23 protein-coding genes are annotated in these 23694 nt (G+C 64.1%); 15 read left to right on the top strand and 8 right to left on the bottom strand.

Annotated elements, in window-relative coordinates; all coding sequences use genetic code 11:
- Nucleotides 1-35: 35 nt before the first annotated feature.
- The 3 genes from ssuE to NP552_RS07165 form a co-directional block, all read right to left on the bottom strand.
- A complete protein-coding gene (ssuE, locus tag NP552_RS07175) occupies nucleotides 36-629 on the bottom strand; it encodes an NADPH-dependent FMN reductase (RefSeq protein WP_043861611.1) in 594 nt (197 codons plus the stop codon).
- Between the two features lie 277 nt (nucleotides 630-906).
- Complete coding sequence (locus NP552_RS07170) at nucleotides 907-1545, bottom strand: peroxiredoxin (protein ID WP_054915909.1); 639 nt, start codon at nucleotides 1543-1545, stop codon at nucleotides 907-909.
- A 158-nt stretch (nucleotides 1546-1703) separates the two neighbouring features.
- The gene (locus tag NP552_RS07165; RefSeq protein ID WP_043861609.1) at nucleotides 1704-3026 is read right to left on the bottom strand and encodes an OprD family porin; all 1323 of its coding nucleotides are present in this window, start codon (nucleotides 3024-3026) and stop codon (nucleotides 1704-1706) included.
- A 490-nt stretch (nucleotides 3027-3516) separates the two neighbouring features.
- On the opposite strand from NP552_RS07165, the gene tauA reads away from it, so the two are divergent.
- From tauA to tauD, 4 genes are read left to right on the top strand one after another with little or no spacing between them, the layout of a single operon-like run.
- On the top strand, nucleotides 3517-4494 hold the full coding sequence (gene tauA / locus NP552_RS07160; RefSeq protein WP_274096599.1) for a taurine ABC transporter substrate-binding protein: 978 nt from the start codon (nucleotides 3517-3519) through the stop codon (nucleotides 4492-4494).
- A gap of 15 nt (nucleotides 4495-4509) precedes the next feature.
- Nucleotides 4510-5304: a taurine ABC transporter ATP-binding subunit gene (gene tauB / locus NP552_RS07155; protein WP_043861607.1), complete on the top strand. Its 795-nt coding sequence runs from the start codon at nucleotides 4510-4512 to the stop codon at nucleotides 5302-5304.
- Entirely contained in the window at nucleotides 5301-6140 is an 840-nt protein-coding gene (tauC, locus tag NP552_RS07150) for a taurine ABC transporter permease TauC (RefSeq protein WP_043861606.1), read from the top strand. Before tauB ends, tauC begins: the two co-directional genes overlap by 4 nt.
- Nucleotides 6141-6161: 21 nt before the next feature.
- The gene (gene tauD / locus NP552_RS07145; RefSeq protein ID WP_054915908.1) at nucleotides 6162-6995 is read left to right on the top strand and encodes a taurine dioxygenase; all 834 of its coding nucleotides are present in this window, start codon (nucleotides 6162-6164) and stop codon (nucleotides 6993-6995) included.
- Between the two features lie 151 nt (nucleotides 6996-7146).
- Here the strand turns inward: tauD and betT are convergent, their stop codons facing one another.
- Both betT and epsC read right to left on the bottom strand, forming a co-directional pair.
- Entirely contained in the window at nucleotides 7147-9144 is a 1998-nt protein-coding gene (gene betT / locus NP552_RS07140; protein WP_054915907.1) for a choline transporter BetT, read from the bottom strand.
- A gap of 236 nt (nucleotides 9145-9380) precedes the next feature.
- Entirely contained in the window at nucleotides 9381-10313 is a 933-nt protein-coding gene (epsC, locus tag NP552_RS07135; RefSeq protein ID WP_274096598.1) for a serine O-acetyltransferase EpsC, read from the bottom strand.
- Between the two features lie 193 nt (nucleotides 10314-10506).
- Here epsC and NP552_RS07130 point away from each other — a divergent pair, with 193 nt between their 5' ends.
- From NP552_RS07130 to tcyN, 4 genes are read left to right on the top strand one after another with little or no spacing between them, the layout of a single operon-like run.
- Nucleotides 10507-11520: a D-cysteine desulfhydrase gene (locus tag NP552_RS07130; RefSeq protein WP_274096597.1), complete on the top strand. Its 1014-nt coding sequence runs from the start codon at nucleotides 10507-10509 to the stop codon at nucleotides 11518-11520.
- A 21-nt stretch (nucleotides 11521-11541) separates the two neighbouring features.
- Nucleotides 11542-12336: a cystine ABC transporter substrate-binding protein gene (tcyJ, locus tag NP552_RS07125; RefSeq protein ID WP_043861601.1), complete on the top strand. Its 795-nt coding sequence runs from the start codon at nucleotides 11542-11544 to the stop codon at nucleotides 12334-12336.
- Nucleotides 12333-13001, top strand: coding sequence for a cystine ABC transporter permease (tcyL, locus tag NP552_RS07120; RefSeq protein WP_088514101.1), 669 nt, complete (start codon nucleotides 12333-12335; stop codon nucleotides 12999-13001). The genes tcyJ and tcyL overlap by 4 nt, the downstream gene beginning before the upstream one ends.
- Before the next feature lie 3 nt (nucleotides 13002-13004).
- Nucleotides 13005-13763: an L-cystine ABC transporter ATP-binding protein TcyN gene (gene tcyN, locus NP552_RS07115; protein WP_274096596.1), complete on the top strand. Its 759-nt coding sequence runs from the start codon at nucleotides 13005-13007 to the stop codon at nucleotides 13761-13763.
- A 23-nt stretch (nucleotides 13764-13786) separates the two neighbouring features.
- Here the strand turns inward: tcyN and NP552_RS07110 are convergent, their stop codons facing one another.
- Genes NP552_RS07110 through NP552_RS07100 form a run of 3 tightly spaced genes read right to left on the bottom strand, consistent with a single transcriptional unit; the run spans nucleotide 13787 to nucleotide 15917 of the window.
- Entirely contained in the window at nucleotides 13787-14467 is a 681-nt protein-coding gene (locus tag NP552_RS07110; RefSeq protein ID WP_274096595.1) for a PP2C family protein-serine/threonine phosphatase, read from the bottom strand.
- A complete protein-coding gene (locus NP552_RS07105) occupies nucleotides 14464-15168 on the bottom strand; it encodes a hypothetical protein (RefSeq protein WP_213606698.1) in 705 nt (234 codons plus the stop codon). The genes NP552_RS07110 and NP552_RS07105 overlap by 4 nt, the downstream gene beginning before the upstream one ends.
- Nucleotides 15165-15917, bottom strand: coding sequence for a hypothetical protein (locus NP552_RS07100; protein ID WP_043861597.1), 753 nt, complete (start codon nucleotides 15915-15917; stop codon nucleotides 15165-15167). Before NP552_RS07100 ends, NP552_RS07105 begins: the two co-directional genes overlap by 4 nt.
- A 256-nt stretch (nucleotides 15918-16173) precedes the next feature.
- Here NP552_RS07100 and NP552_RS07095 point away from each other — a divergent pair, with 256 nt between their 5' ends.
- The 7 genes from NP552_RS07095 (at nucleotide 16174) to NP552_RS07065 (ending at nucleotide 23489) form a co-directional block, all read left to right on the top strand.
- On the top strand, nucleotides 16174-16899 hold the full coding sequence (locus NP552_RS07095; protein WP_088514096.1) for a hypothetical protein: 726 nt from the start codon (nucleotides 16174-16176) through the stop codon (nucleotides 16897-16899).
- A gap of 183 nt (nucleotides 16900-17082) precedes the next feature.
- A complete protein-coding gene (locus tag NP552_RS07090; RefSeq protein WP_054915904.1) occupies nucleotides 17083-18324 on the top strand; it encodes an SfnB family sulfur acquisition oxidoreductase in 1242 nt (413 codons plus the stop codon).
- Between the two features lie 21 nt (nucleotides 18325-18345).
- On the top strand, nucleotides 18346-19551 hold the full coding sequence (locus tag NP552_RS07085) for an SfnB family sulfur acquisition oxidoreductase (RefSeq protein WP_274096594.1): 1206 nt from the start codon (nucleotides 18346-18348) through the stop codon (nucleotides 19549-19551).
- Complete coding sequence (locus tag NP552_RS07080; RefSeq protein ID WP_236177224.1) at nucleotides 19551-20933, top strand: LLM class flavin-dependent oxidoreductase; 1383 nt, start codon at nucleotides 19551-19553, stop codon at nucleotides 20931-20933. Before NP552_RS07085 ends, NP552_RS07080 begins: the two co-directional genes overlap by 1 nt.
- Nucleotides 20926-21732: a MetQ/NlpA family ABC transporter substrate-binding protein gene (locus NP552_RS07075; RefSeq protein WP_043861592.1), complete on the top strand. Its 807-nt coding sequence runs from the start codon at nucleotides 20926-20928 to the stop codon at nucleotides 21730-21732. Before NP552_RS07080 ends, NP552_RS07075 begins: the two co-directional genes overlap by 8 nt.
- A 1-nt stretch (nucleotide 21733) precedes the next feature.
- Nucleotides 21734-22855 (top strand): methionine ABC transporter ATP-binding protein, encoded by a 1122-nt coding sequence (locus tag NP552_RS07070; protein WP_043861591.1) that lies wholly within the window; start codon nucleotides 21734-21736, stop codon nucleotides 22853-22855.
- Nucleotides 22845-23489, top strand: a complete 645-nt coding sequence (locus NP552_RS07065) for a methionine ABC transporter permease (RefSeq protein ID WP_054915900.1) — start codon at nucleotides 22845-22847, stop codon at nucleotides 23487-23489. The genes NP552_RS07070 and NP552_RS07065 overlap by 11 nt, the downstream gene beginning before the upstream one ends.
- The last annotated feature ends 205 nt before the right edge of the window (nucleotides 23490-23694 follow it).

The raw sequence follows: 23694 nt of genomic DNA, 5'->3' as shown, positions 1-23694 counted from the left end.
AAGGTGGGGTAAGACGGTAAAGCCGGTGTAGCGCTTCAGATGCTCCAGCGAGCACTGAGCAGACGTTCGTTGAGCAGGCCCGGGGCCACCGGCTTGGGGCGGCGCGCCAGGGCGCTGTGAAACAGCTCCAGCGATTCGTTGAGACGCTGCTCAAGCACCGGCGCCAATTGGGCGGCGGCGCTGCCTTCGCCGTAGGCGATCTGGCTGTCGTCGGCGAAGATCCCCTGCAGGGTCTCCTGGGCCTTGAGCGCCGAGAGCACCGGCTTGAGCGCGTAGTCCACCGCCAGCATGTGGGCGATGCTGCCACCGGTGGCGATGGGCAGAACCACCTTGTGTTCCAGCGCACGCTCGGGCAGCAGGTCGAGCAGGGTCTTCAGCGCACCGGCGAAAGACGCCTTGTATACCGGGGTGGCAACCACCAGGCCGTCGGCCTGGGCTACCAGTTGCAGGAAGTGCTGCACCGTGGGGCTGTCGAAACGTGCGTGCAGCAGGTCTTCGGCGGGGAAATCGCGCACCTGGAAGCTCACCACTTCCACGCCCTGGCTGTTCAGCCATTGCCGCGCGCGGTCGAGCAGGACGCCGGAGCGCGAACGCAGACTGGGACTACCGCCGAGAGAAACAACCAGCATTGGAGCACTTCCTTGATCGTGTTCTAGAGGGCCGCGAGATTGGATCTCGCTGGAGTGGAGTGACCATAACAGCTCGGCATATATACCAATAAATCATATTTTTTCATTTGTTTATTCTATATGGAACTATAAGAGCTTCGCCGGCAAGGCCGGCTCCTACAGGGGGCAGTGCAACCTTGCAGGAGCCGGCCTTGCCGGCGAAAGAGGCCCGCGCGGACATAAAAAAAGGGCCGTCGAAACGGCCCCGAAATGCCCTGCTGTGGCTACATCAAAACATTCAACGGTTAGGCTGCGGGGTCAGGCGCAGGTACGGCTTGACCGCCCGGTAGCCCTTCGGAAAGCGCCGCTTGATTTCCTCTTCGTCCTTGAGCGACGGCACGATCACCACCTCGTCACCGTCCTGCCAGTTGGCCGGGGTGGCGACCTTGTGGTTGTCGGTGAGCTGCAACGAATCGATCACCCGCAAAATCTCGTTGAAGTTGCGGCCGGTGCTGGCCGGGTAGGTGATGGTCAGGCGGATCTTCTTGTTCGGGTCGATCACGAACAGGGAGCGTACCGTCAGGGTGTCGCTGGCGTTGGGGTGGATCAGGTCGTACAGGTCCGACACCTTGCGGTCGGCGTCGGCCAGGATCGGGAAGTTGACGAGGGTGTTCTGGGTTTCATTGATGTCTTCGATCCAGCGGTGGTGCGAGTCCACCGGGTCGACCGACAGCGCGATGGCCTTGACCCCGCGCTCGGCGAACTGGTCCTTGAGCTTGGCGGTAAAGCCCAGTTCCGTGGTGCACACCGGGGTGAAGTCGGCGGGGTGCGAGAACAGCACGCCCCAGCTGTCGCCCAGCCACTCGTGGAAGCGGATCTTGCCCGCGCTGGAATCCTGTTCGAAATCGGGGGCGATATCGCCGAGTCTGAGGCTCATGGTGCGGCTCCTTGGCTGGGTTGTTTATGACCTCACTGTAGCCTGCCTGTGCATAAGGTTAAAAAGAATAAATATCGATTTATTTATAACTGAAAAGCCTATCAATTCACGGGCAAAAAAAACCCCGCACACGGCGGGGCTTTTCGTTCAGCCAGGCCTTACAGGAAGCTGTAGGTGTAGCTGAGGATCAGACGGTTTTCGTCCTGGTCGCGCTGGTTGACCGCGTCGGAACGCAGCGAGGCGTTACGCCAGGCCAGGCCCAGACCCTTGAGGGTACCTTCCGGTACGACATAGCCCAGGGTGAAGTCACGTTCCCACTCGGAACGGTCACTGCCCGGCGCGTTGACGTTGTCGCCCTTGAGGTAGATTACGGAGGTGGTCAGGCCAGGCACGCCGATGGCAGCGAAGTCATAGGCGTACTGCGCCAGCCAGGTGCGCTCGCCGGCACGCTGGAACTTGCCGATCTGCACGTCGGTGATCAGGTAGCTGGTCGCACCGTCGCCCTGGTTCAGGAACGGGAAGTCGCTGGTACCGTTGACGCGCTGGTAGCCGGCACTCAAGGCATGGCCTTGCAGGCTGTAGGTGAACTTGGCGCTCCAGGTACGGTTGTCGACTTCACCGTTGTTCTGGTAGCCGGAGGCACGGTAGCCGGCCAGGCGGCCTTCGGTGCTGCCGTTCTTGCCGTCCGAATCACTGTAGAAGTAGCGCAGGTCGGACTTCAGGCTACCCACTGGCAGTGCCAGGGTGTGGGTCAGGCCCAGGAAGTGCTGCTTGTAGAAGTCGTCCAGGTTGCCGTAGTAGTACTGCGCCAACAGGTCCTTGGTGACCTTGTAGTCGGCACCGGCGTAGTAGAAGCCGTTGCTGCGCTTGCCTCCGCTGGCGGCGTTGGAGCCGGCGATGCTCAACGACTCGTTGTTGGTCGAGTTACGGCCCTTGGCATGTTCCAGCTTGCCGCCGATCAGGGTCAGGTTGTCGATTTCGTTCGAGGTGATCTGGCCACCTTCGAAAGTCTGCGGCAGCAGACGACCGTCGTTGTAGGTCACGACCGGCAGTTTTGGCTGCAGGGTGCCCAGCTGAGCGACGGTTTTCGAGATCTTGACCTTGCCGGTCAGGCCCACGCTGCTGAATTCGTTGACCGCACGGCCGTCGCCGTCGGTTGGGAACACCAGGCCGCCCTTGGCAGAGCTGGTTGGGTTGTAGTGGGTGCCTTTACCCGAGTCCAGACGGAAACCGGCCAGGCCGATGGCGTCGACACCAAAGCCGACAGTACCTTCGGTGAAGCCCGAGCTGAAGTTGAAGATGAAACCTTGGCCCCATTCTTCCTGCTTGGAAGGTTTGGCGGTGCCATCACGGTTGTCTTGGTTGATGTAGAAGTTGCGCGCAGTGATGCTCGCCTTGCTGTCTTCCACAAAACCGGCTGCACCCGCTTGCTGGGCCAGTACCCCTACGGCCACGGCAAGTGCCAGGCTGGACTTGTTCATGCATCACTCCTTTCGATTCTAATTTTTGTGTGTCGCTTGATGGGCAGACTCTGTCGTTCCGCTCCAAAGACGATTGGCGATTAGCACCAAAGCGTGACTGATAAGTCAATCGTAACCAGTCGTTTCACTACTTTGGTCTAAGGCGCCGGCCTTGGGTGCGAAGGATAATGACAATCCTATAAATCAAAAAAGACAATTTTGTGAATTTTTCAGATTATTACGGAATATAGTCCGATTATTTCAGCGTTTTGCAGGATAGCCCATAAGCTAATTCCCATATCTTCTTAAAAAGATATTTTTTATACCGATCATCTTCCTCATTGCCCCGGCAGCCCGCGATTGTTCACCACCCTGGCAGCGACCACCTTGACCCGGGTCATCCAGCCAATGACTCCTAAGCTAATGCCAAAAAGTTATTTATTTCGGAATTCTTAGATCAACTAGTCTTCTCGTCATCCACACCGCCTACCCGCCTGACGAGGAGTTTTCCATGACCCTGCCTGCCCCGCTGCGCCTGTTCACCGCCCTGGCCCTGGCCGGTGCCGCCTTCTTCGTCCAGGCCGCCGACCTGACCGTGGCCTACCAGACCACCGTCGATCCGGCCAAGGTGGCCCAGGTCGATGGCAACTATGAAAAGACCAGCAAGGCCAGCATCGACTGGCGCAAGTTCGACAGCGGCGCCGACGTGATCACCGCCGTCGCCTCCGGTGACGTACAGATCGGCTACCTGGGATCCAGCCCCCTGGCCGCCGCCGCCACCCGCAAGCTGCCGGTGGAAACCTTCCTGATCGCCACCCAGATCGGCGCCGCCGAGGCACTGGTGGCTCGCGAGGGCAGCGGCATCAACTCGCCGCAGGACCTGATCGGCAAGAAGATCGCCGTACCGTTCGTGTCCACCGGCCACTACAGCCTGCTGGCCGCACTCAAACAGTGGAACATCGACCCGTCCAAGGTGCAGATCCTCAACCTCGCGCCACCGGCGATCATCGCCGCCTGGAAGCGCGGCGACATCGACGCCACCTACGTATGGGACCCAGCCCTGGGCGTGGCCAAGGAAAACGGCAAGGTGCTGATCACCTCCGGCGAGCTGGCCGAAAAAGGCGCACCGACCTTCGACGCCTGGATCGTGCGCAAGGACTTCGCCGCCAAGCACCCCGAGATCGTCAAGGCCTTCGCCAAGGTCACCCTCGACGCCTACGCCGACTACCGCAAAAACCCGCAAGCCTGGCTGGCCGACAAGGCCAACGTCGACAAGCTGGTCAAGCTTTCCGGCGCCAAGGCCGCGGACATTCCGGGCCTGCTGCAGGGCAACGTGTTCCCGCTGGCCGCCGACCAGGTCGCGGCCCTGGGCGCACCGACCACCAAGGCCATCACCGACACCGCCACCTTCCTCAAGGAACAAGGCAAGGTCGACGCGGTACTGCCGGACTACGCGCCCTATGTCAGCGCCCAGTTCATCACCAACTGACACCGGAGCCTCTTCATGGCCCTGCTACAACTGGAGCGCATCAGCGCACAGTACCCCGGCGCTGCCGAACCCGTACTGGCCGACATCTCACTGAGCCTGGGCCCGCAGCAGCTGCTGGTGGCCCTGGGCCCTTCCGGCAGCGGCAAGACTTCGCTGCTCAACCTGATCGCCGGCTTCGTCACCCCCAGCGCCGGGCGCATCACCCTCGATGGCCAAGCGGTGCAGGGCCCCGGCGCCGACCGTGGCGTGGTGTTCCAGGACGACGCCCTGCTGCCCTGGCAGGACGTACTGGCCAACGTCGGCTTCGGCCTGGAACTGGCCGGCGTACCCCGTGCACAACGTGAAGCCAGGGCCCGCGAAATGCTCGCCCTGGTGGACCTGGCCGACTTCGGCAGCCGGCGTATCTGGCAGTTGTCGGGCGGGCAGAAGCAGCGTGTGGGCCTGGCCCGTGCACTGGCTGCCGACCCGCGCATCCTGCTGATGGACGAGCCGTTCGGCGCCCTGGATGCATTCACCCGCGAACAGATGCAGGAACTGCTGCTGCAGGTGTGGCAACGCACCGCCAAACCGGTGTTCCTGATTACCCACGACATCGAGGAGGCGGTGTTCCTGGCCACCGAACTGGTGCTGCTGGCGCCCAACCCGGGGCAGATCGTCGAGCGCCTGCAACTGGACTTCGGCCAGCGCTACGCCGCAGGCGAATCGGCACGCGCGATCAAGTCCGACCCACGCTTCATCGAAACCCGCGAGCACGTACTGTCGCGGGTGTTCTCCCAACGCAGCGCCACACCGCGCAAGGAGCTCGCATGAGCAGCCTCGACCTGCCGGTAACGGCCAAACCTGCCGCTGCTGCAGCGGTGCCCGTGAAGGTGCGGCGCAGCCTGAGCACACGCTGGATCAGCGTACTGACCCTGGCCACGCTGCTGCTGGCCTGGTGGGCGGTGACCGCCGCCGAATGGATCGAGCCGCTGTTTCTGCCCTCGCCCGAGGCGGTGCTGGGCAAGGCCTGGCTACTGATGACCCAGGGCTACATGGAATCGACCCTGTGGCAGCACCTGGGCGCGAGCCTGCAGCGTATCGGCCTGGCCCTGGGCGCGGCGATCCTGACCGCAATCCCGATCGGCATCGCCATCGGCCACAACCGTATTGCCCGCGGCATCTTCGACCCGCTGATCGAGTTCTACCGGCCGATCCCGCCGCTGGCCTACCTGCCGTTGATCGTGATCTGGTGCGGCATCGGCGAGTTGTCCAAGGTGCTGCTGATCTACCTGGCGATATTCGCCCCGATCGCCATCGCCACTGCCACCGGCGTGCGCACCGTCGACCCGGCCAGGCTGCGCGCCGCGCAGTCGCTGGGGGCCACCCGGGCACAACTGATTCGCCACGTGATCCTGCCCAGCGCACTGCCCGACATTCTTACCGGCGTGCGCATCGGCCTGGGCGTGGGCTGGTCGACCCTGGTGGCCGCCGAACTGATTGCCGCCACCAGCGGGCTGGGCTTCATGGTGCAGTCAGCCGCGCAGTTCCTGGTGACCGACGTGGTGGTGCTGGGCATTCTGGTGATTGCCCTGATCGCCTTCGCATTGGAAATGAGCTTGCGCGCCCTGCAGCGCAAGCTGGTGCCCTGGCATGGCCAGAGCCATTGAGACTTGCACAAAGAGACCGACATGAGCCTGACCATTACCCCGCTGAGCCCCGCGCTCGGCGCCCAGATCAGCGGCATCGACCTGACCCGCGAGATCAGCCGTGAACACCGTGACGCCGTGGAGCAGGCGCTGCTCCAGCACCAGGTGCTGTTCTTTCGCGAGCAGCCGCTGACCCCGCAGCAGCAGGCCAGTTTTGCCGCGCGTTTCGGCGACCTGCACATTCACCCCATCTACCCCAACGTGCCCGAAACGCCACAGGTGCTGGTGCTCGACACGGCCGTCACCGATGTACGCGACAACGCCATCTGGCATACCGACGTGACCTTTCTGCCCACCCCGGCGCTGGGTGCGGTGCTCAGCGCCAAGCAGTTGCCGGCCTATGGTGGCGACACCCTGTGGGCCAGCGGCATTGCCGCCTATGAGGCACTGTCGGCGCCGCTGCGCCAGCTGCTCGACGGGCTGACCGCCACCCACGACTTCACCAAGTCGTTTCCGCTGGAGCGCTTTGGCAACACCGCCGAAGACCTGGCGCGCTGGGAAGCGGCGCGGCGCAACAACCCGCCGCTGTCGCACCCGGTGATCCGCACGCACCCGGTGAGCGGGCGCAAATCGCTGTTCGTGAGCGAAGGCTTCACTACCCGCATCAACGAACTGGGCGAGGCCGAGAGCGAGGCGATCCTGAAACTGCTGTTCGCCCACGCCACGCGCCCGGAGTTCACCATCCGCTGGCGTTGGCAGGAAAACGACGTGGCGTTCTGGGACAACCGCGTAACGCAGCATTACGCGGTGGACGATTACCGACCGCAGCGGCGGGTAATGCATCGGGCGACTATTCTGGGCGACAAGCCGTTTTGAGGCGGTGCGCCGCGGCCATTGATTACGTACTACGTGGTACGAATCAAGGTATGAAAACACCCCGTTGGGCGTAGCTGGCAAGAGGGGGGCATTCGCCGGCAAATCCGGCTCCTGATAGGAGCCGGCCTTGCCGGCGAAGGGGCCGGCAGCCCTAACGCACCATATGCAAAAACTGCAGGTGACGCTCGTACTGGTCGAGGATGTCGTTGATGATCTGCTCCTTGCTGTAGCCCACCAGGTCGTAATCCTGGCTGCCTTCGCTCAGGTGCACCTCGGCGCGGTAGTAGCGCCGGTTCTTCAACTCCTGCGTGCCCAGCCCTGCCAGTGCGAACGATGGCGTGAAGTAGCCGCGCATCTGCACCTGGTAGATGAACGGCTGCTCTTCGCCATGGCCGATCTTCAGGCTCACGTTGTCGTGGCTCGGGTCTTCCTGGGTGATGACATTCAGGCCCTTCTCGGCAAACACGTCGGTCACCTCGGCAATCGCCGGGCGCACCACGTCATCCATGAACCGGTACACCTCGTCCCGCGAGGGGAAGTGCACCGCCTGGCTCAGGCGATGCCGCCAGCCGCCACGCCCGCGCCGCGAGTTGGCGAACGGTGCCAGCGAGTGCATCTGCGCGATCTGACGCTGCGACTCCAGGTAGAACGCCTTGTGCAGGCCCCACATCATCGCCAGCAGGATCACCGAGAACGGCAGCGAGGTCAGCACCACCGCCGACTTGAGCGAGTCGATGCTGCCGGCAAACAGCAGCCCGCTGGTCACCAGCGCCGTCATCGCACCCCAGAACACCCGCAGCCAGTTGGGGCCGTCCTCGTCCGGGCTGCCGTCACGGGCCGACAGGGTCGAGAGCACCACCGTGCCCGAGTCGGCCGAAGTGACGAAGAACACGAAGCTGATGAACACCGTGACCGCGATCACCACCTTGCTCCACGGGTAGGTTTCCAGCAGCAGGTACAGGCTCATCGAGGGGTTTTCCAGCGCCGACTGCCCCAGCGCCGTAGCGCCATTGAGCACCTGCAGGATCGCGCTGTTACCGAAGATGGACATCCACGCCAGGGTGAAGCCCAGCGGAATCAGAAGCACGCCGAACACGAACTCGCGGATGGTGCGCCCGCGGGAAATCCGTGCGATGAACAACCCGACGAACGGCGCCCAGGCAATCCACCAGGCCCAGTAGAACACCGTCCAGCCGCCCAGCCAGTCGCTCGGTTCGTTGTAGGCGTACACGTCGAAGCTCTTGCGCGGCAACGCGCCCAGGTAGTCGCCCAGGTTCTGGATCAGGGTGTTGAACAGGTGCTGGGTAGGCCCGGCGAACAGTACGAACAGCAGCAGTGCGCAGGCCAGCACCATGTTGATGTCGGACATCACCCGCACGCCCTTGTCGACCCCGGCGATGGCCACCACCACCGCTGCACCCATCATCAGGCTGATCAGGATCACCTGCACCCACTGGGTGTGCGGGATGCCGAACAGGTAGTCCAGGCCCGAGTTAAGGTGCAGCACGCCAAAGCCCATGTCGGCGCCCAGGCCGAACACCGTGGCGATGATGCCGAAGCCGTCCACCGCGTAGCCGATGGGGCCGTTGATGCGCTTGCCGATCAGCGGGTACAGCGCCGAACGCAGCGCCAGCGGCAGGTTGTGGCGGTAGGCGAAATAGGCCAGCGCCATGCCCACGAAGGCGAACACGCCCCAACCGTGCAGGCCCCAGTGCAGAAACAGCAGCTGCATCGCCTGGCGCCCGGCCTCGGCGGTGCCGGCTTCGCCCTGGGGCGGCTGCAGCAGGTGGGTCAGGGGTTCGGAGACGCAGAAGAAGAACAGCGTGATGCTGATGCCGGCGGCGAACAGCATGCCGGCCCACGACAGGTAGCTGAACTCGGGTTCGTCGTGGTCGGCACCGAGCTTGATCTTGCCGTAGCCGGACAAGGCGGTGACCACCACGAAGACCAGGTACAGGGTCATCGCCAGCATGTAGTACCAGCCCACGGTGTTGGCGGCCCAGTTCTGCGCCGCCAGCAGCCATTCACCGGCCACCTGCGGGTTGCTGATCACGGCCAGGCCGAACAGCAGGATGAAGCTGGCGGCAAAATAGAACACCGGGGGGTTCATGCGGATAGTGCTGGGGGTATTCGAAGACGGTGCACTCATTGCGTGTGCACCTCGCGGGGGTGTGTGAGGGTTGAGTTGTACGGGTTCAGCAAAGGGTTTCCTCCTGTTGAACACCGGCAGCGGACCACCGTTTAAGTTGAACGAGCGTTCAAGTTAAACATGGATGGGGGTTACGGTGCGACCCATCGCGGGTCAAGCCCGCTCCCACAACAACAGCGGTGATCGTTGTGGGAGCGGGCTCGGCCCGCGATGAGGCCTTCAAAAACACTGAAGATCTACTTCTGCGTCCCATCATCATGCTGCAGATTGGCCTGGGTCAGGTTGCTGCCTGCCGCCACACTGCGGGTCAGCCACACATTGCCGCCGATGGTCGAGCCCTTGCCGATGGTGATACGCCCCAGAATAGTCGCGCCGGCGTAAATCACCACGTCGTCCTCGACGATCGGGTGGCGCGGCTGGCCCTTCTGCAACTGCCCCGACTCGTCCGCCGGGAACCGCTTGGCGCCCAGGGTCACCGCCTGGTAGATACGCACCCGCTCGCCAATGATCGCCGTCTCGCCGATCACCACACCGGTGCCATGGTCGATGAAGAAGCTCGGGCCGATCTGCGCGCCGGGGTGAATGTCGATGCCGGTGGCCGAATGCGCGAGCTCCGAACTGATGCGCGCCAGCAGCGGCAGCCCGGCGCGGTACAGGTAATGCGCCAGGCGGTGGTGGATCACTGCCAGCACGCCGGGGTAGCACAGCAGCACCTCGTCCACGCTGCGCGCCGCCGGGTCGCCGTGATAGGCCGCCAGTACATCGGTATCGAGCAACGTGCGCAGGCCCGGCAGGGCGGCGGCGAAATCCTGGATCAGGCGCAGCGCCTGGGCGTCAATCTCCAGCGACTCGGCCTTGCCCTGGCGCGCGGCGTAGCGCAGCTCAAGGCGCGCCTGGGCCAGCAATGCGGTCAGCGCCGCGTCCAGGGTGTTGCCCACATAGAAGTCTTCGCTCTCTTCGCGCAGGTCCACCGGGCCCAGGCGCATGGGGAACAGCGCGCCGCACAGCTGCTCGAGAATCTGGCGCATCGCCTCGCGCGAGGGCAGCTCGCGCCCGCCCTGCTCGCCACTGCTGCGGCCATTGCGGCTGCGCCATTGGTCACGGGCTGAACGCAGCTGGCTGACGAGGGTTTGCAACTGCCAATGGCCTGTTTGCGCGTTGTCGCTCACGGTTGTCTCTCCTGACGCGGCGGCGGCTTGTGGAGGGGGTGGCCGCCTTGTTGCGGATCACTTTACGGCAAATGGCCACGGCGGAAAAAATATCCCTTTATGCACTTTGGCTATAAATCCGGCATAAGCCGGCCCAGTGGAAGAGACGCCCACGGCTGCCTATAGTCGAAGTTTCCCCAGTCAGCCCGATGCCATGATCGAACACCAGCTCGAACGCTTCAAACGCCTGCCCTTGCTCGATGCACCCACCCCGCTGCACCGGCTCGAACGCCTGTCGGCCTGGGCCGGGCGCGACATCTACATCAAGCGCGACGACCTCACCCCGCTGGCCCTGGGCGGCAACAAGCTGCGCAAGCTCGAGTACCTGGCCGCCGACGCGCTGGCCAGCGGTGCCGATACGCTGATCACCGCCGGCGCCATCCAGTCCAACCACGTGCGCCAGACTGCAGCACTGGCCGCGCAACTGGGCCTGGGCTGCGTGGCCCTGCTGGAAAACCCCATCGGCACCGATTCCCCCGCCTACCAGCACAACGGCAACCGCCTGCTGCTGGAGCTGTTCGACGCCAGGGTCGAGCTTGTGGATAACCTCGACGATGCCGATGACCAGTTGCAGGCGCTGGCCGTGCGCCTGCATGCCAGCGGACGCAAGCCCTACATCGTGCCGATTGGCGGTTCCAATGCGCGTGGCGCCCTGGGCTATGTGCGCGCCGGGCTGGAGCTGGCCGAGCAGATCACCCGCAGCGGGCAGACCTTCGCCGGGGTGGTGCTGGCCTCCGGCAGTGCGGGCACCCACAGCGGCCTGGGCCTGGCGCTGGCCGAAGCGCTGCCGCAACTGCCGCTGATCGGCGTGACCGTGTCGCGCAGCGACGAGGCCCAGCGTCCCAAGGTACAGGGCCTGGCCGAACGCACCGCCGAGCTGCTGGGCATCGACCTGCCTGACGCCTTCAAGGTCGAACTGTGGGACGAGTACTTCGCGCCGCGCTACGGCGAACCGAATGCCGGCACCCTGGCCGCCATCCGCCTGCTGGCCAGCCACGAGGGCCTGCTGCTGGACCCGGTGTACACCGGCAAGGCCATGGCCGGGCTGCTCGATGGCATCGCGCGCCAGCGTTTCGACGAAGGCCCGCTGATTTTTCTGCATACCGGTGGGGCACCTGCATTATTCGCCTACCCTGAGGTCTGGAGCAGTCAACCAATAACGGCTTAATTGATATCAGCGGGGCCAGTCATGACGATTTCCGTATTCGGTAAACAGTTGCTGGGCACAGGGGCTGCCCTGGTACTTGGCCTGGGCCTGCTTGGCCAGGCGGTCGCCGGCGAGCAATTGCAGAAGATCAAGGACAGCGGCAGCATCAGTGTCGGCCTGGAGGGCACCTACCCGCCATTCAGCTTCGTCGACACCGACGGCAAGCTGACCGGCTTCGAGGTCGAGCTGTCCGAGGCCCTGGCCAAGGAGCTGGGGGTCAAGGCCAGGCTGCAGCCGACCAAGTGGGACGGCATCCTCGCCGCCCTTGAATCCAAGCGTCTGGACATCGTGGTCAACCAGGTGACCATCTCCGACGAGCGCAAGAAGAAATACGACTTCTCCGAGCCCTACACCGTTTCCGGCATCCAGGCCCTGGTGCTGACCAAGAACAAGGACACCATCAAGACCGCACAGGACCTGGCCGGCAAGAAGGTGGGCGTGGGCCTGGGCACCAACTACGAGCAATGGCTCAAGGACAACGTGCCCAAGGCCATCATCAAGACCTACGACGATGACCCGAGCAAGTTCCAGGACCTGCGCGTGGGCCGCATCGACGCCATCCTGATCGACCGCCTGGCGGCACTGGAATACGCCAGAAAAGCCAAGGACACCATCGCCGCCGGCGACGCCTTCTCGCGCCAGGAAGCCGGCGTGGCCCTGCGCAAGGGCGAGCCGGAACTGCTCGACGCGATCAACAAGGCCCTCGACAAACTGCGCGCCGACGGCACGCTGAAAAAGCTTTCCGAGAAGTATTTCAGTGCTGACGTGACGCAATGATCGAAGAGAGCCTGCAACTGGCCCTGGACAGCGCGCCCTTTCTGCTCAAGGGCGCCTACTTCACGGTGTTCCTGAGCCTGGGCGGGATGTTCTTCGGCCTGTTGATCGGCTTCGGCCTGGCGCTGATGCGCCTGTCTGCGATCAAGCTGCTGAGCTGGACGGCGCGGGTCTATGTGTCGTTCTTTCGCGGCACGCCGCTGCTGGTGCAGCTGTTCATGATCTATTACGGCCTGCCGCAGCTGGGCATCGAGCTGGACCCGCTGCCCGCGGCGCTGATCGGGTTTTCCCTGAACATGGCCGCCTATGCCTGTGAAATCCTGCGCGCCGCGATCAGCTCCATCGACCGCGGCCAGTGGGAGGCCGCCGCCAGCATCGGCATGACCCGCGGCCAGGCGATGCGCCGCGCGATCCTGCCGCAGGCCGCGCGCACCGCCCTGCCGCCGCTGGGCAACAGTTTCATCTCGCTGGTCAAGGACACCGCGCTGGCCGCCACCATCCAGGTGCCGGAGCTGTTCCGCCAGGCCCAGCTGATTACCGCACGCACCTTCGAGATCTTCACCATGTACCTGGCCGCCGCCCTGATCTACTGGGTGCTGGCCAGCGCGCTGGCCCACCTGCAGAACCGTCTGGAAGCGCGGGTCAACCGCCATGACCTGGAGCCCTGAGGCATGATCGAAGTCACCCGCCTGAGCAAGCAGTTCAACGGCCTGACCGTGCTCGACGACATCAGCCTGACGGTCGAGGCCGGTGAAGTGATCGCCATCATCGGCCCCAGCGGCTCGGGCAAGACCACCTTCCTGCGCTGCCTGAACCTGCTGGAGACCCCCAGCAGCGGACGCATTCGTGTGGCCGACATCGAGATCGACGGCGACCGTCCGCTGGCCAAGCAGGCCACGTTGATTCGCCACCTGCGCCAGCAGGTCGGTTTCGTGTTCCAGAACTTCAACCTGTTCCCGCACCGCACCGCCCTGGAGAACGTCATCGAGGGGCCGCTGGTGGTCAAGAAGGCCCCCCGCGAAAAGGCCCTGGCCCTGGGCCGTGCGCTGCTGGCCAAGGTCGGCCTGGCGGGCAAGGAGGATGCCTACCCGCGGCGCCTGTCCGGTGGCCAGCAACAGCGCGTGGCCATTGCCCGGGCATTGGCCATGGAGCCGCAGGTGATCCTGTTCGACGAACCCACCTCGGCGCTGGACCCCGAGCTGGTGGGCGAGGTGCTGGCGACCATTCGCGGCCTGGCCCAGGAAAACCGCACCATGATCATCGTCACCCACGAAATGAACTTCGCCCGCGACGTGGCCAACCGGGTGATCTTTTTCGACAAGGGCGTGATCGTCGAACAGGGCGAGGCCAAGGCCCTGTTCGCCGCGCCGAAGGAAGAACGCACACGCCAGTTTCTGGGCAAGTTTCTCGGCGCGCAGGGCCACGCCTAAATCACCGAACTCTGCTCGAAGCTTCAGGCAGGCATTTGCACGACGATCCAGCTTGCATCGTCATCAACCTCGGGAGCGGCGGTCCAATCGGCCTCAAGCAATCGAGCCTGAACCATGTCACTCAGATCAGCCCAGAATCCATCCGTTGCCAACACCAGCTTTTCACCTTTTCCCATCGCCCTGGTGACGATTTCCGGGTCAGGCTGTTTTCTCGGTTTGAAACAGCGGCTTATGTGATGTCTGCCCGAGTCCGTTGCCAGTTGCCGGTGGCTGCGATCTCGCCGCCAGTTAGCAAGGCAGTGAGGCGCAGTGAGCCAACTGACAGTGCCGCCAGACATCACTACGCCAGCGCAGCAGTCACCCTCATAGGCAACGGCAAGAAAACCTGCAACAACGACAGCGACCAGGTAACTGGCCGATCCTTCAAACCCATTGGAATAAAGTGAAGCGTGTGCGTCTTGCATCAGCCCCCGGAGCAGCAATGCAACGGACTCACGGCTCGAATCAGAAAAACCCTGCGCCAGCCTGTTCTGGTAATCATTGATCAGATGATTGGTCAGTGTGCGCGCCAAGTCGCCACTTCCGGGCCTGGACGTACCATCGGCTATGACGAAAACACCACGAACCCCATCAAACAAAGCGCCCAGCGCATCACGGTTATCCTCTCTGGCCTGTCCTTTCACAGTCCGAGAAAAGAAGATCACGCGACGTTGCTCAGCTGCTTCAGGCGGTCATGAATCAGCTTTCCGCGGCCTGGGTTCGCACGAACTGAGTGCAGGCTTTCGATGACATACTCAAATGAAGCAATGCCCAGCAACGCGGCAATGCCGGACGCAATATACGCGCGCAACACGTGATCTGCCTGGGCCACCTCCTCCAGCAACCGCTCGCGACCATCCACCACAAGAACGATATCTTCGACGTCCTTGTGGAAAGCATCACCGTTGCCACGGCCTTTGAAGGCTTCAAGTTTTGTGGCGACAAAATATGCCGGCTTGAATATTTTTATTGCGATTCCGCTGGGAAGAGTGACGATATCGGCGTTCGCCAGGCCGTCTACAAACCAACGGTTTTCATAACCCAGAACCGCCTCGACAGACGGCATAACGTCGACTGTCACGTCATTGAACACGAACCGGCAAGTCACATCGCTCCGCTCTGCTGTGATCTTGAAACCCTGAATCGCCAAGCGCTCGGTCAGCCTTTCCCAATCGGCAATTCCGCCGAGTTCAATGACCAGGTCAACGTCATCTGTACTGCGGATATCGTCCAACACGATGTCATCTGTGCACAGCAGCCAGGTGGTAGAGCCGCCCACGAAAGCGACCTCCTTCAAGAGCTCATCGCCCAAGCCTTCAGCAACAGCACTCAACATCGCGTAGTTATGTTCAGAGGCGGAATTCAAAGACTCATACCTTTTTTGAGAAGCTGAACGGCAACTTCGACTTCGCGTGGCCCACCCATCCTGATGGAGTCCACCAGCGCCATATAGTGGTAAAGCGTTCGGTCAGCTTTCACCGCTGCAGGCACACTCTTGTACAGCGGCTCGACAGCCTGCCCCCGTTCGGTCCCCTGCGGGTCGGGCCATACATAGATGACACTGCCAGCGCTTTTGAGATGCCTGGAAAGCACCGGAGCGGAAAAGCCTGTGGGAATACCCCGCACCAGCGTCCCGATTCTGGCTGGAAAGAAGTACTTGAGGGCATGCTCGGTGATGCGCAGCAAAGCAAGTCGGTTAACCTTGGGCAACGACGTTTCATAATCGTTTTTTACCAGCCCGGCCTCTCGGCACCGAGCCAACGAATTCGAGATTTCGCTCTTGCTGAGCCCCAGCGCACCAGAGAGTGCCCTGACGGTATAGCGGTCCGCCCAACTCACCTCTGATTTCACTGAGACAGTATCGTCAACAGCCTGCCACCCGGCCCAGCCGAATGACTCTGCATCGATGATGCGTTTGATCGTGACCGATATGTCGCTCCACAATTCATCACGCGGCGGAGTCGAAATGGCCTGTGGCTCCTGCACACAGTCTTCGTCGAGAAGATCAATGGAAGACAACCCCCCCCAGGCAATACTCGAGGAGCCCGACAGAGCATCCTGCGCATGAAGGCTGGCGATCTTGAACATCAACAGTAAATCCTGACTTTTAAGCATGGCCAGATTTTTGTCCACAGTCCATGAATCGTGGACACACGATCATTCAAGAATAACCTAATGTCAACCCTGTATTTTTATCTGCCGCCCGAGCACAGACAAATCCGAGTTTATCCACAGCCCCCATGCCGCTTCGGGTAGGACCGCTCTGAAGCGCTGCCGACTGCCCGGTCACGGCCATCGGGCACCTTGACTCACCTGCCGATCCAGCCAATAACCAAAGCCTCGTGCCACCACCCGCACAAGGAAACGGACCATGCACCGCGCAGCCAAAGGATCTGAACTGCCGCCCCCCGCCCTGCTCCATATCGCGCCCCATGGCATTGGCGTGCACACCGCCAGCCACCTGCAAGCCAGCATCCAGACCGCACCGACCCTGCAGGCCGGCGACCTGCTGGAGCTGTTCTGGGGCAACCGCTACGTGGCCGCGCATCTACTGCGCGCCGGCGAGCCCGGCACCTCGATCGCCCTCGCCGTGCCCAGGCAGATGCTCTACCCGGGGCTCAACACCCTGCACTACCGCCTGCTCCAGCCCGGCCAGCACCCGCGACGCTCCGCGCCATTGCAGGTAGCGGTCAAGCTGAACTGCCCCGGCGGCTACGTGACCACCCCGGAGAACCCGCACCTGACGCCCTTGCGCCTGCCTGGCCGGCTGCTGCGCCAAGGGCTGGATCTGAGCCGCTGCGGGCAGGGTGTACCGTTCAACATCGCGCCGTACCGGCACATGGCCGAAGGCGATGCGATCACCCTGCGCTGGGCCGACCTGCGCATCGACCTGGCGCCACTGCCCGGCGACGGTATCGGCTGCCCGATACAGGGCCTGATCCCGACCCAAGTGCTGCTGGAAGCCGGCAACGACGAGCACCTGGACGCCAGCTACTGCATTCTGGACAAGGTCGGCAACTGCTCGCAGTGGGCCCCGGCCGTGCGCCTGCGGGTGTTCGGCCAAGGGCCGCGGAGGCACTTCTATGCATATTCCTAAAGGTTAGTTTATTTAATTTTTATACACGCTTAGGGTATATAGACCGGACCACCGGACCAGCGCATTTCTGTCGCCCATATCGATCACGGCGACGTTTCCAATACGTGAGGTAGGTATGGTCAGGAACACAATCACCCCAGTGCGCAACGCCAGGGCATTGAGTGCAGCCAAGGAGCGGTACTGATGTCCAGCTTGGTACACGACGCAGTCCACAGCGATCTGGACAACGCCCCATTACTGCTGCCGGCCAAGGTCCTGCGCAATGACGCAGAGGCCCTGGAGGCCGCCCATGAACTGGCCGCCGCCGCGCGCCTGCAGGCCGCCCGCCGCGACCAGCAGCGCAAGCTGCCGTGGGCCGAGATCGAGCAGTTCACCCGCAGCGGCCTGGGCAGCATCAGCATCCCGCGCGAGCACGGCGGGCCGGACGTTTCCTTCGCCACCATCGCCGAGGTGTTCCGCATCATCAGTGCGGCCGACCCGGCCCTGGGGCAGATCCCGCAGAACCAGTTCGGCATCCTCCAGCAGGTCAAGAACACCGGCAACGAACGCCAGAAGCACCTGCTGTTCAAGTCGGTGCTCGACGGCTGGCGCATCGGCAATGCCGGCCCCGAGCGCGGCAGCAAGAACACCCTCGAACTCAAGGCCCGCGCCGTGCGCCAGGGCGATCACTTTCTGCTCACCGGGCAGAAGTTCTATTCCACCGGCGCGCTGTTCGCCCACTGGGTGGCAGTCAAGGCGCTGAACGACGACGGGCGCCAGGTCATGGCCTTCGTGCGCCGTGGCAGCCCGGGCCTGCGTATCGTCGACGACTGGTCCGGCTTCGGCCAGCGCACCACCGCCAGCGGCACGGTGCTGCTCAACGAAGTGCCGGTGGACGCGGAGTTGGTGCTCGACAACTGGCGCCAGGCCGACAGCCCCAACATCCAGGGCGCCGCCTCGCAGCTGGTGCAGGCCGCCATCGACGCCGGCATCGCCGAGGCCGCAGTGGCCGATGCGATCAGCTTCGTGCGCGAACGCGCGCGGCCGTGGGTCGACGCCAAGGTCGATCGCGCCAGTGACGACCCCTATGTGATTGCCGACATCGGCCGCCTGACCCTCGAACTGCATGCCGCCCAGGCGCTGCTCGGCCGCGCCGCGCGCGTGCTCGACGAGGTCAACGCCGCGCCCATCGACGCCGCCGCTGCCGCACGTGCCTCGATTGCCGTGGCCGAAGCCAAGGTGCTGACCACCGAGATTGCCCTGCAGGCCAGCGAGAAGCTGTTCGAGCTGTCGGGCAGCCGCGCCACCCTGGCCGAGTTCAACCTCGACCGGCACTGGCGCAACGCCCGCGTGCACACCCTTCACGACCCGGTGCGCTGGAAGTACCACGCCGTGGGCGCCTACCACCTCAACGCGACCCTGCCTGCCCGGCATTCCTGGATCTGACCAGACCACTGGAGCCCTCTCATGAGCCTATTGCCGCAACCGCACGATCTCGTGGCGGTCATCTCTTCTGATGCCCAGGCGTTGGAAACTGCCGAACAGATTGCCGAACAACTGCGCCGCGACAGCATCGAGCGCGACCGCGAACGCCGCCTGCCGCACCCGGAACTGGCACTGTTCTCGCGCTCGGGCCTGTGGGGCATCAGCGTGCCGAAAGCCTTCGGTGGCGCAGGCGTGTCCAACGTCACCCTGGCCAAGGTCATCGCCCGTATCGCCCAGGCCGACGCCTCGCTGGGGCAGATCCCGCAGAACCATTTCTACGCCCTTGAAGTGCTGCGCGTGAACGGCAGCCCGCCGCAACAGGCGCGCCTTTACGCCGAGGTGCTGGCCGGCAGGCGCTTCGGCAACGCCCTGGCCGAACTGGGCACCAAGACCGCCCACGACCGCACCACCGCCCTCACCCGTGACGGTGACGGCTACCGCATCAACGGCCGCAAGTTCTACGCCACTGGCGCGCTGTACGCGCAGCGCATCCCCACCTCGGTGATCGACGAACAGGGCGTGCAACAGTTGGCCTTCGTGCCCGCCGACAGCGCCGGGCTCGACGTGATCGACGACTGGAGCGGCTTCGGCCAGCGCACCACCGGCAGTGGCTCGGTGGTGTTCGACAACGTGCGTGTCGAGGCCGACGATGTGGTGCCGTTCCAGAGCGCCTTCGAGCGCCCGACCCCGGTCGGCCCGCTGGCGCAGATTCTGCACGCCGCCATCGACACCGGCATCGCCCGCGCCGCCTATGAAGATGCCCTGCATTTTGTGCGCACGCGCACCCGGCCATGGATCGACTCGGGTATCGACAAGGCAGTCGACGACCCGTTGACGCTCAAGTCCTTCGGTCACCTGGCGATCCGCCTGCATGCCACCGAAGCCTTGCTCGAACGCGCCGGCGAATACCTCGACCGAGCCCAGGCCGAGACCGATGCCGACACCGTCGCGGCGGCCTCCATCGCCGTGGCCGAGGCGCGCGCCATCAGTACCGAGATCTCCCTGGCCGCCGGCAGCACGCTGTTCGAACTGGCCGGCAGCCAGGCCACCCTGGCCGAACACGGCCTGGACCGCCACTGGCGCAACGCCCGCGTGCACACCCTGCACGACCCGGTGCGCTGGAAGTACCACGCCATCGGCAACTTCTACCTCAACGATGAAAACCCACCGTTGCGGGGCACTATCTGATGGCGAAAAAGAAGATCCTGCTCAACGCGTTCAACATGAACTGCGTGGGGCATATCAACCACGGCCTGTGGACGCACCCGCGCGACACCTCGACCCGGTACAAGACCCTCGAGTACTGGACCGACCTGGCGCGGTTGCTCGAGCGCGGGCTGTTCGACGGCCTGTTCATCGCCGACATCGTCGGGGTGTACGACGTGTACCAGCAGTCGGTCGATGTGCCACTCAAGGAGTCCATCCAGCTGCCGGTCAACGACCCGCTGCTGCTGGTTTCGGCGATGGCCGCGGTCACCCGCCACCTGGGTTTCGGCCTCACCGCCAACCTCACCTACGAGCCGCCGTACCTGTTCGCGCGCAGGCTCTCGACCCTCGACCACCTGAGCAATGGTCGGGTGGGCTGGAACATCGTCACCGGCTACCTCGACAGCGCGGCCAAGGCCATGGGCCTGGACGCGCAGCCCGAGCACGACCGGCGCTACGACCAGGCCGACGAATACCTGCAGGTGCTGTACAAGCTGCTCGAAGGCAGCTGGGAAAACGACGCCGTGCGCAATGACCGCGAACAGCGCGTGTACGCCGACCCGGCCAAGGTGCACAAGGTGCAGCACCACGGCGAATTCTACCGGGTGGAGGGTTATCACCTGTGCGAACCGTCGCCACAGCGCACCCCGGTGCTGTTCCAGGCCGGCGCCTCCGAGCGTGGCCTGGCGTTTGCCGGGCAGCATGCCGAATGCGTGTTCATCAGTGGCCAGAACAAGGCCGCGACCCGCGCCCAGGTCGACAAGGTGCGCGCCGCGGCCACGGCGGCCGGGCGTGATGGCGACGCGGTGAAGGTGTTCATGGGCCTCACCGTGATCGTGGCCCGCACCGAGGAGCAGGCCCGCGCCAAGCACGCCGAGTACCTGCGCCATGCCAGCCCCGAGGCCGGCGTGGCGCACTTTGCCAGCTCCACCGGCATCGACTTTGCCGAATACGACCTGGACGAGCCGATCCAGTACGTCAAGAGCAACGCCATCCAGTCCGCCACCAAGCACCTGCAGAACAACGACTGGACCCGGCGCAAGCTGCTCGACCAGCACGCCCTGGGCGGGCGCTACATCACCCTGGTCGGCTCGCCGACCCAGGTTGCCGACGAACTGGAGCGCTGGGTCGAGGAGACCGGCCTGGACGGCTTCAACCTGGCCCGCACCGTCACCCCGGAAAGCTATGAGGACTTCATCGACCTGGTGATCCCCGAGCTGCAACGTCGCGGTTCGTACAAGACCGCCTACACCGACGGCAGCCTGCGCGAAAAACTCTTCGCCGCCGGCCCGCACCTGCCCGCCGACCACACCGGCGCGGGCTATCGCACCCTCAACCCGACTGGAGCGCAACCGCATGCTTAAGACATTTCTGGCCCGCCCTGTCGCGGCCCTGGCCCTGGCCCTCGGCCTGATCGGTGGCGCCCATGCCAACGATGCACCGCTCAAGGTCGGCACCACCGCAGCCTTCGCCCCGGCCCTGGAAGCGGCCGTGGACGAGGCCAAGAAGCAGGGCCTCAAGGTGGAACTGGTGGAGTTCAGCGACTGGATCGCGCCCAACGTCAGCCTCGCCGCCGGCGACCTCGACGTGAACTACTTCCAGCACATCCCGTTCCTGGAAAACGCCAACGCCGCGGCGGGCTCGACGCTGGTGCCGTATGCACCGGGCATCATCAACAATGTCGGGCTGTACTCGAAAAAGTACAAAAGCTTCGACGAGCTGCCCCAGGGCGCCACCGCCGCCATCGCCAACGACCCGATCAACGGCGGACGCGGCCTGCAACTGCTGGCCAAGGCCGGCCTGATCACGCTCAAGCCGGGGGTGGGCTACAAGGCCACCGAGGACGACATCGTCGCCAACCCGAAAAAGCTCAAAATCCTGCAGGTCGAGGCCGTGCAACTGGTACGTGCCTATGACGACGCCGACCTGGTGCAGGGCTACCCGCACTACATCCGCCTGGCCAACACCTTCGATGCAGGTTCGGCACTGATGTTCGACGGCGTGGAGCACAAGGAATACGTGATCCAGTTCGTGATCCGCCCGCAGAGCAAGGACGACCCGCGCCTGGCCAGGTTCGTGGATATCTACCAGCACTCGCCGGTGGTGCGCGCAGCCCTCGACAAAGCCTACGGCAAGCTCTACCAGCCGGGCTGGGAGAGCTGAGATGAGTGCTGCCACCGCCCGCCAGACGGCGCACCCCAGCCCACCTGCACAGCCCGCGCCACGGCACGCGCTGCACCCTGAGTTGAGCAGCGCGCAAGTGCGCCTGATCGGCGTCAACAAGACCTACCCCGGGCAGGCCACGGCGGCGCTGGCGGACATCGACCTGAACATCCAGCGCGGCGAGATCTTCGGCATCATCGGCCGCAGCGGCGCCGGCAAGTCGTCGCTGATCCGCACCCTCAACCGCCTGGAGCAACCCAGCAGCGGCCGGGTGCTGATCGACCAGGTCGACATCGGCGAGCACAACGAGGACCACCTGGTGGCGTTGCGCCGACGTATCGGCATGATCTTCCAGCACTTCAACCTGATGTCGGCCAAGACCGTGTGGCAGAACGTCGAGCTGCCGCTTAAGGTGGCCGGCGTGCCCAAGGCCCAGCGCCAGCGCAAGGTGGCCGAGCTGCTGGAGCTGGTGGGCCTGCAGGACAAGCACGGGGTGTACCCGGCGCAGTTGTCGGGCGGGCAGAAGCAGCGCGTGGGGATTGCCCGCGCGCTGGTGCACGACCCGCAGATTCTGCTGTGCGACGAGGCCACTTCGGCGCTGGACCCGGAGACCACCGGCTCGATCCTGGCGCTGCTGCGCGACATCAACCAGCGCCTGGGCCTGACCATCATCCTGATTACCCACGAGATGGCGGTGATCCGCGATATCTGCCATCGCGTGGTGGTGCTCGAGCGCGGGCGCATCGTCGAGCAGGGGGCGGTGTGGCAGGTGTTCGGCGACCCGCAGCACGCGGTCAGCAAGACCTTGCTGGCCCCTCTGCAGCCAGCCTTGCCGCAGCACCTGCAGGCCCGCCTGCTGCCCGAGGCGCCGAATGCGCAGGCCGCGCTGGTTCTGCGCCTGCGCGTCAGCGGGCGCGACCGCGAGGCACCGGAACTGTCGACGCTGTTCGCGTTGCTGGGCGGCCAGGTGAGCCTGCTGCAGGGCGGTATCGAACCGATCCAGGAACGTGCGCTGGGGCAGTTGGTGGTCTCGGTGGCCAACTCGGCGCACGGGCATGCGCAGGTGATCGAACGGGCGCGCCAGTGGGCGGCGCAGGTGGAGGTGCTGGGCTATGTGGTTTGATCGATTGTTGCAGGGGGTGCTCGACACCCTGCTGATGGTGGGCGTGTCGTCGCTGATCGCGTTGCTGGCGGGCATTCCGCTGGCGGTGATCCTGGTAACCAGCGGCAAGGGCGGCATCTACGAGGCGCCGCTGGTTAACCGCGTGCTGGGGGCGTTCGTCAACTTGTTTCGCTCGATACCGTTTCTGATCCTGATGGTGGCGTTGATCCCGTTCACGCGGCTGATCGTGGGCACCACGTATGGCGTGTGGGCGGCGGTGGTGCCGCTGACGATTGCGGCCACACCGTTTTTTGCGCGCATTGCCGAGGTGAGCCTGCGCGAGGTGGATCACGGGCTGATCGAGGCGGCGCAGGCGATGGGGTGCCGGCGCTGGCACATCGTCTGGCATGTGCTGTTGCCCGAGGCGCTGCCGGGCATCGTGGGCGGCTTCACCATCACCCTGGTGACCATGATCAATTCGTCGGCGATGGCTGGTGCGATTGGTGCCGGAGGGTTGGGGGACATCGCGTACCGGTACGGGTACCAGCGCTTCGACAGCCAGATCATGCTGACGGTGATCGTGATGCTGGTGGTGCTGGTGGCGTTGATCCAGCTGGGCGGGGACCGGTTGGCGCGGGGGTTGAACAAGCGATGATCGCTTCGCCGGCAAGGCCGGCTCCTACAGACGACGCCCTACCCGTAGGAGCCGGCCTTGCCGGCGAAGAGGCCAGCCAGAACACATCAATAACCAACTACCTGCACCTTCGACAGCTGCCCGCACAGCCAGGATGAAACGGCCAGGCGTTGGACAGCGTCGGCTGCTTCGCCGGCAACGCCGGCTCCTACAAACGACGCCCTAC

Source organism: Pseudomonas sp. 8209 (assembly GCF_028682105.1).
GTDB classification, from domain to species: Bacteria; Pseudomonadota; Gammaproteobacteria; order Pseudomonadales; family Pseudomonadaceae; genus Aquipseudomonas; species Aquipseudomonas palmensis.
This window is presented reverse-complemented; position numbering and strand designations above follow the sequence as displayed.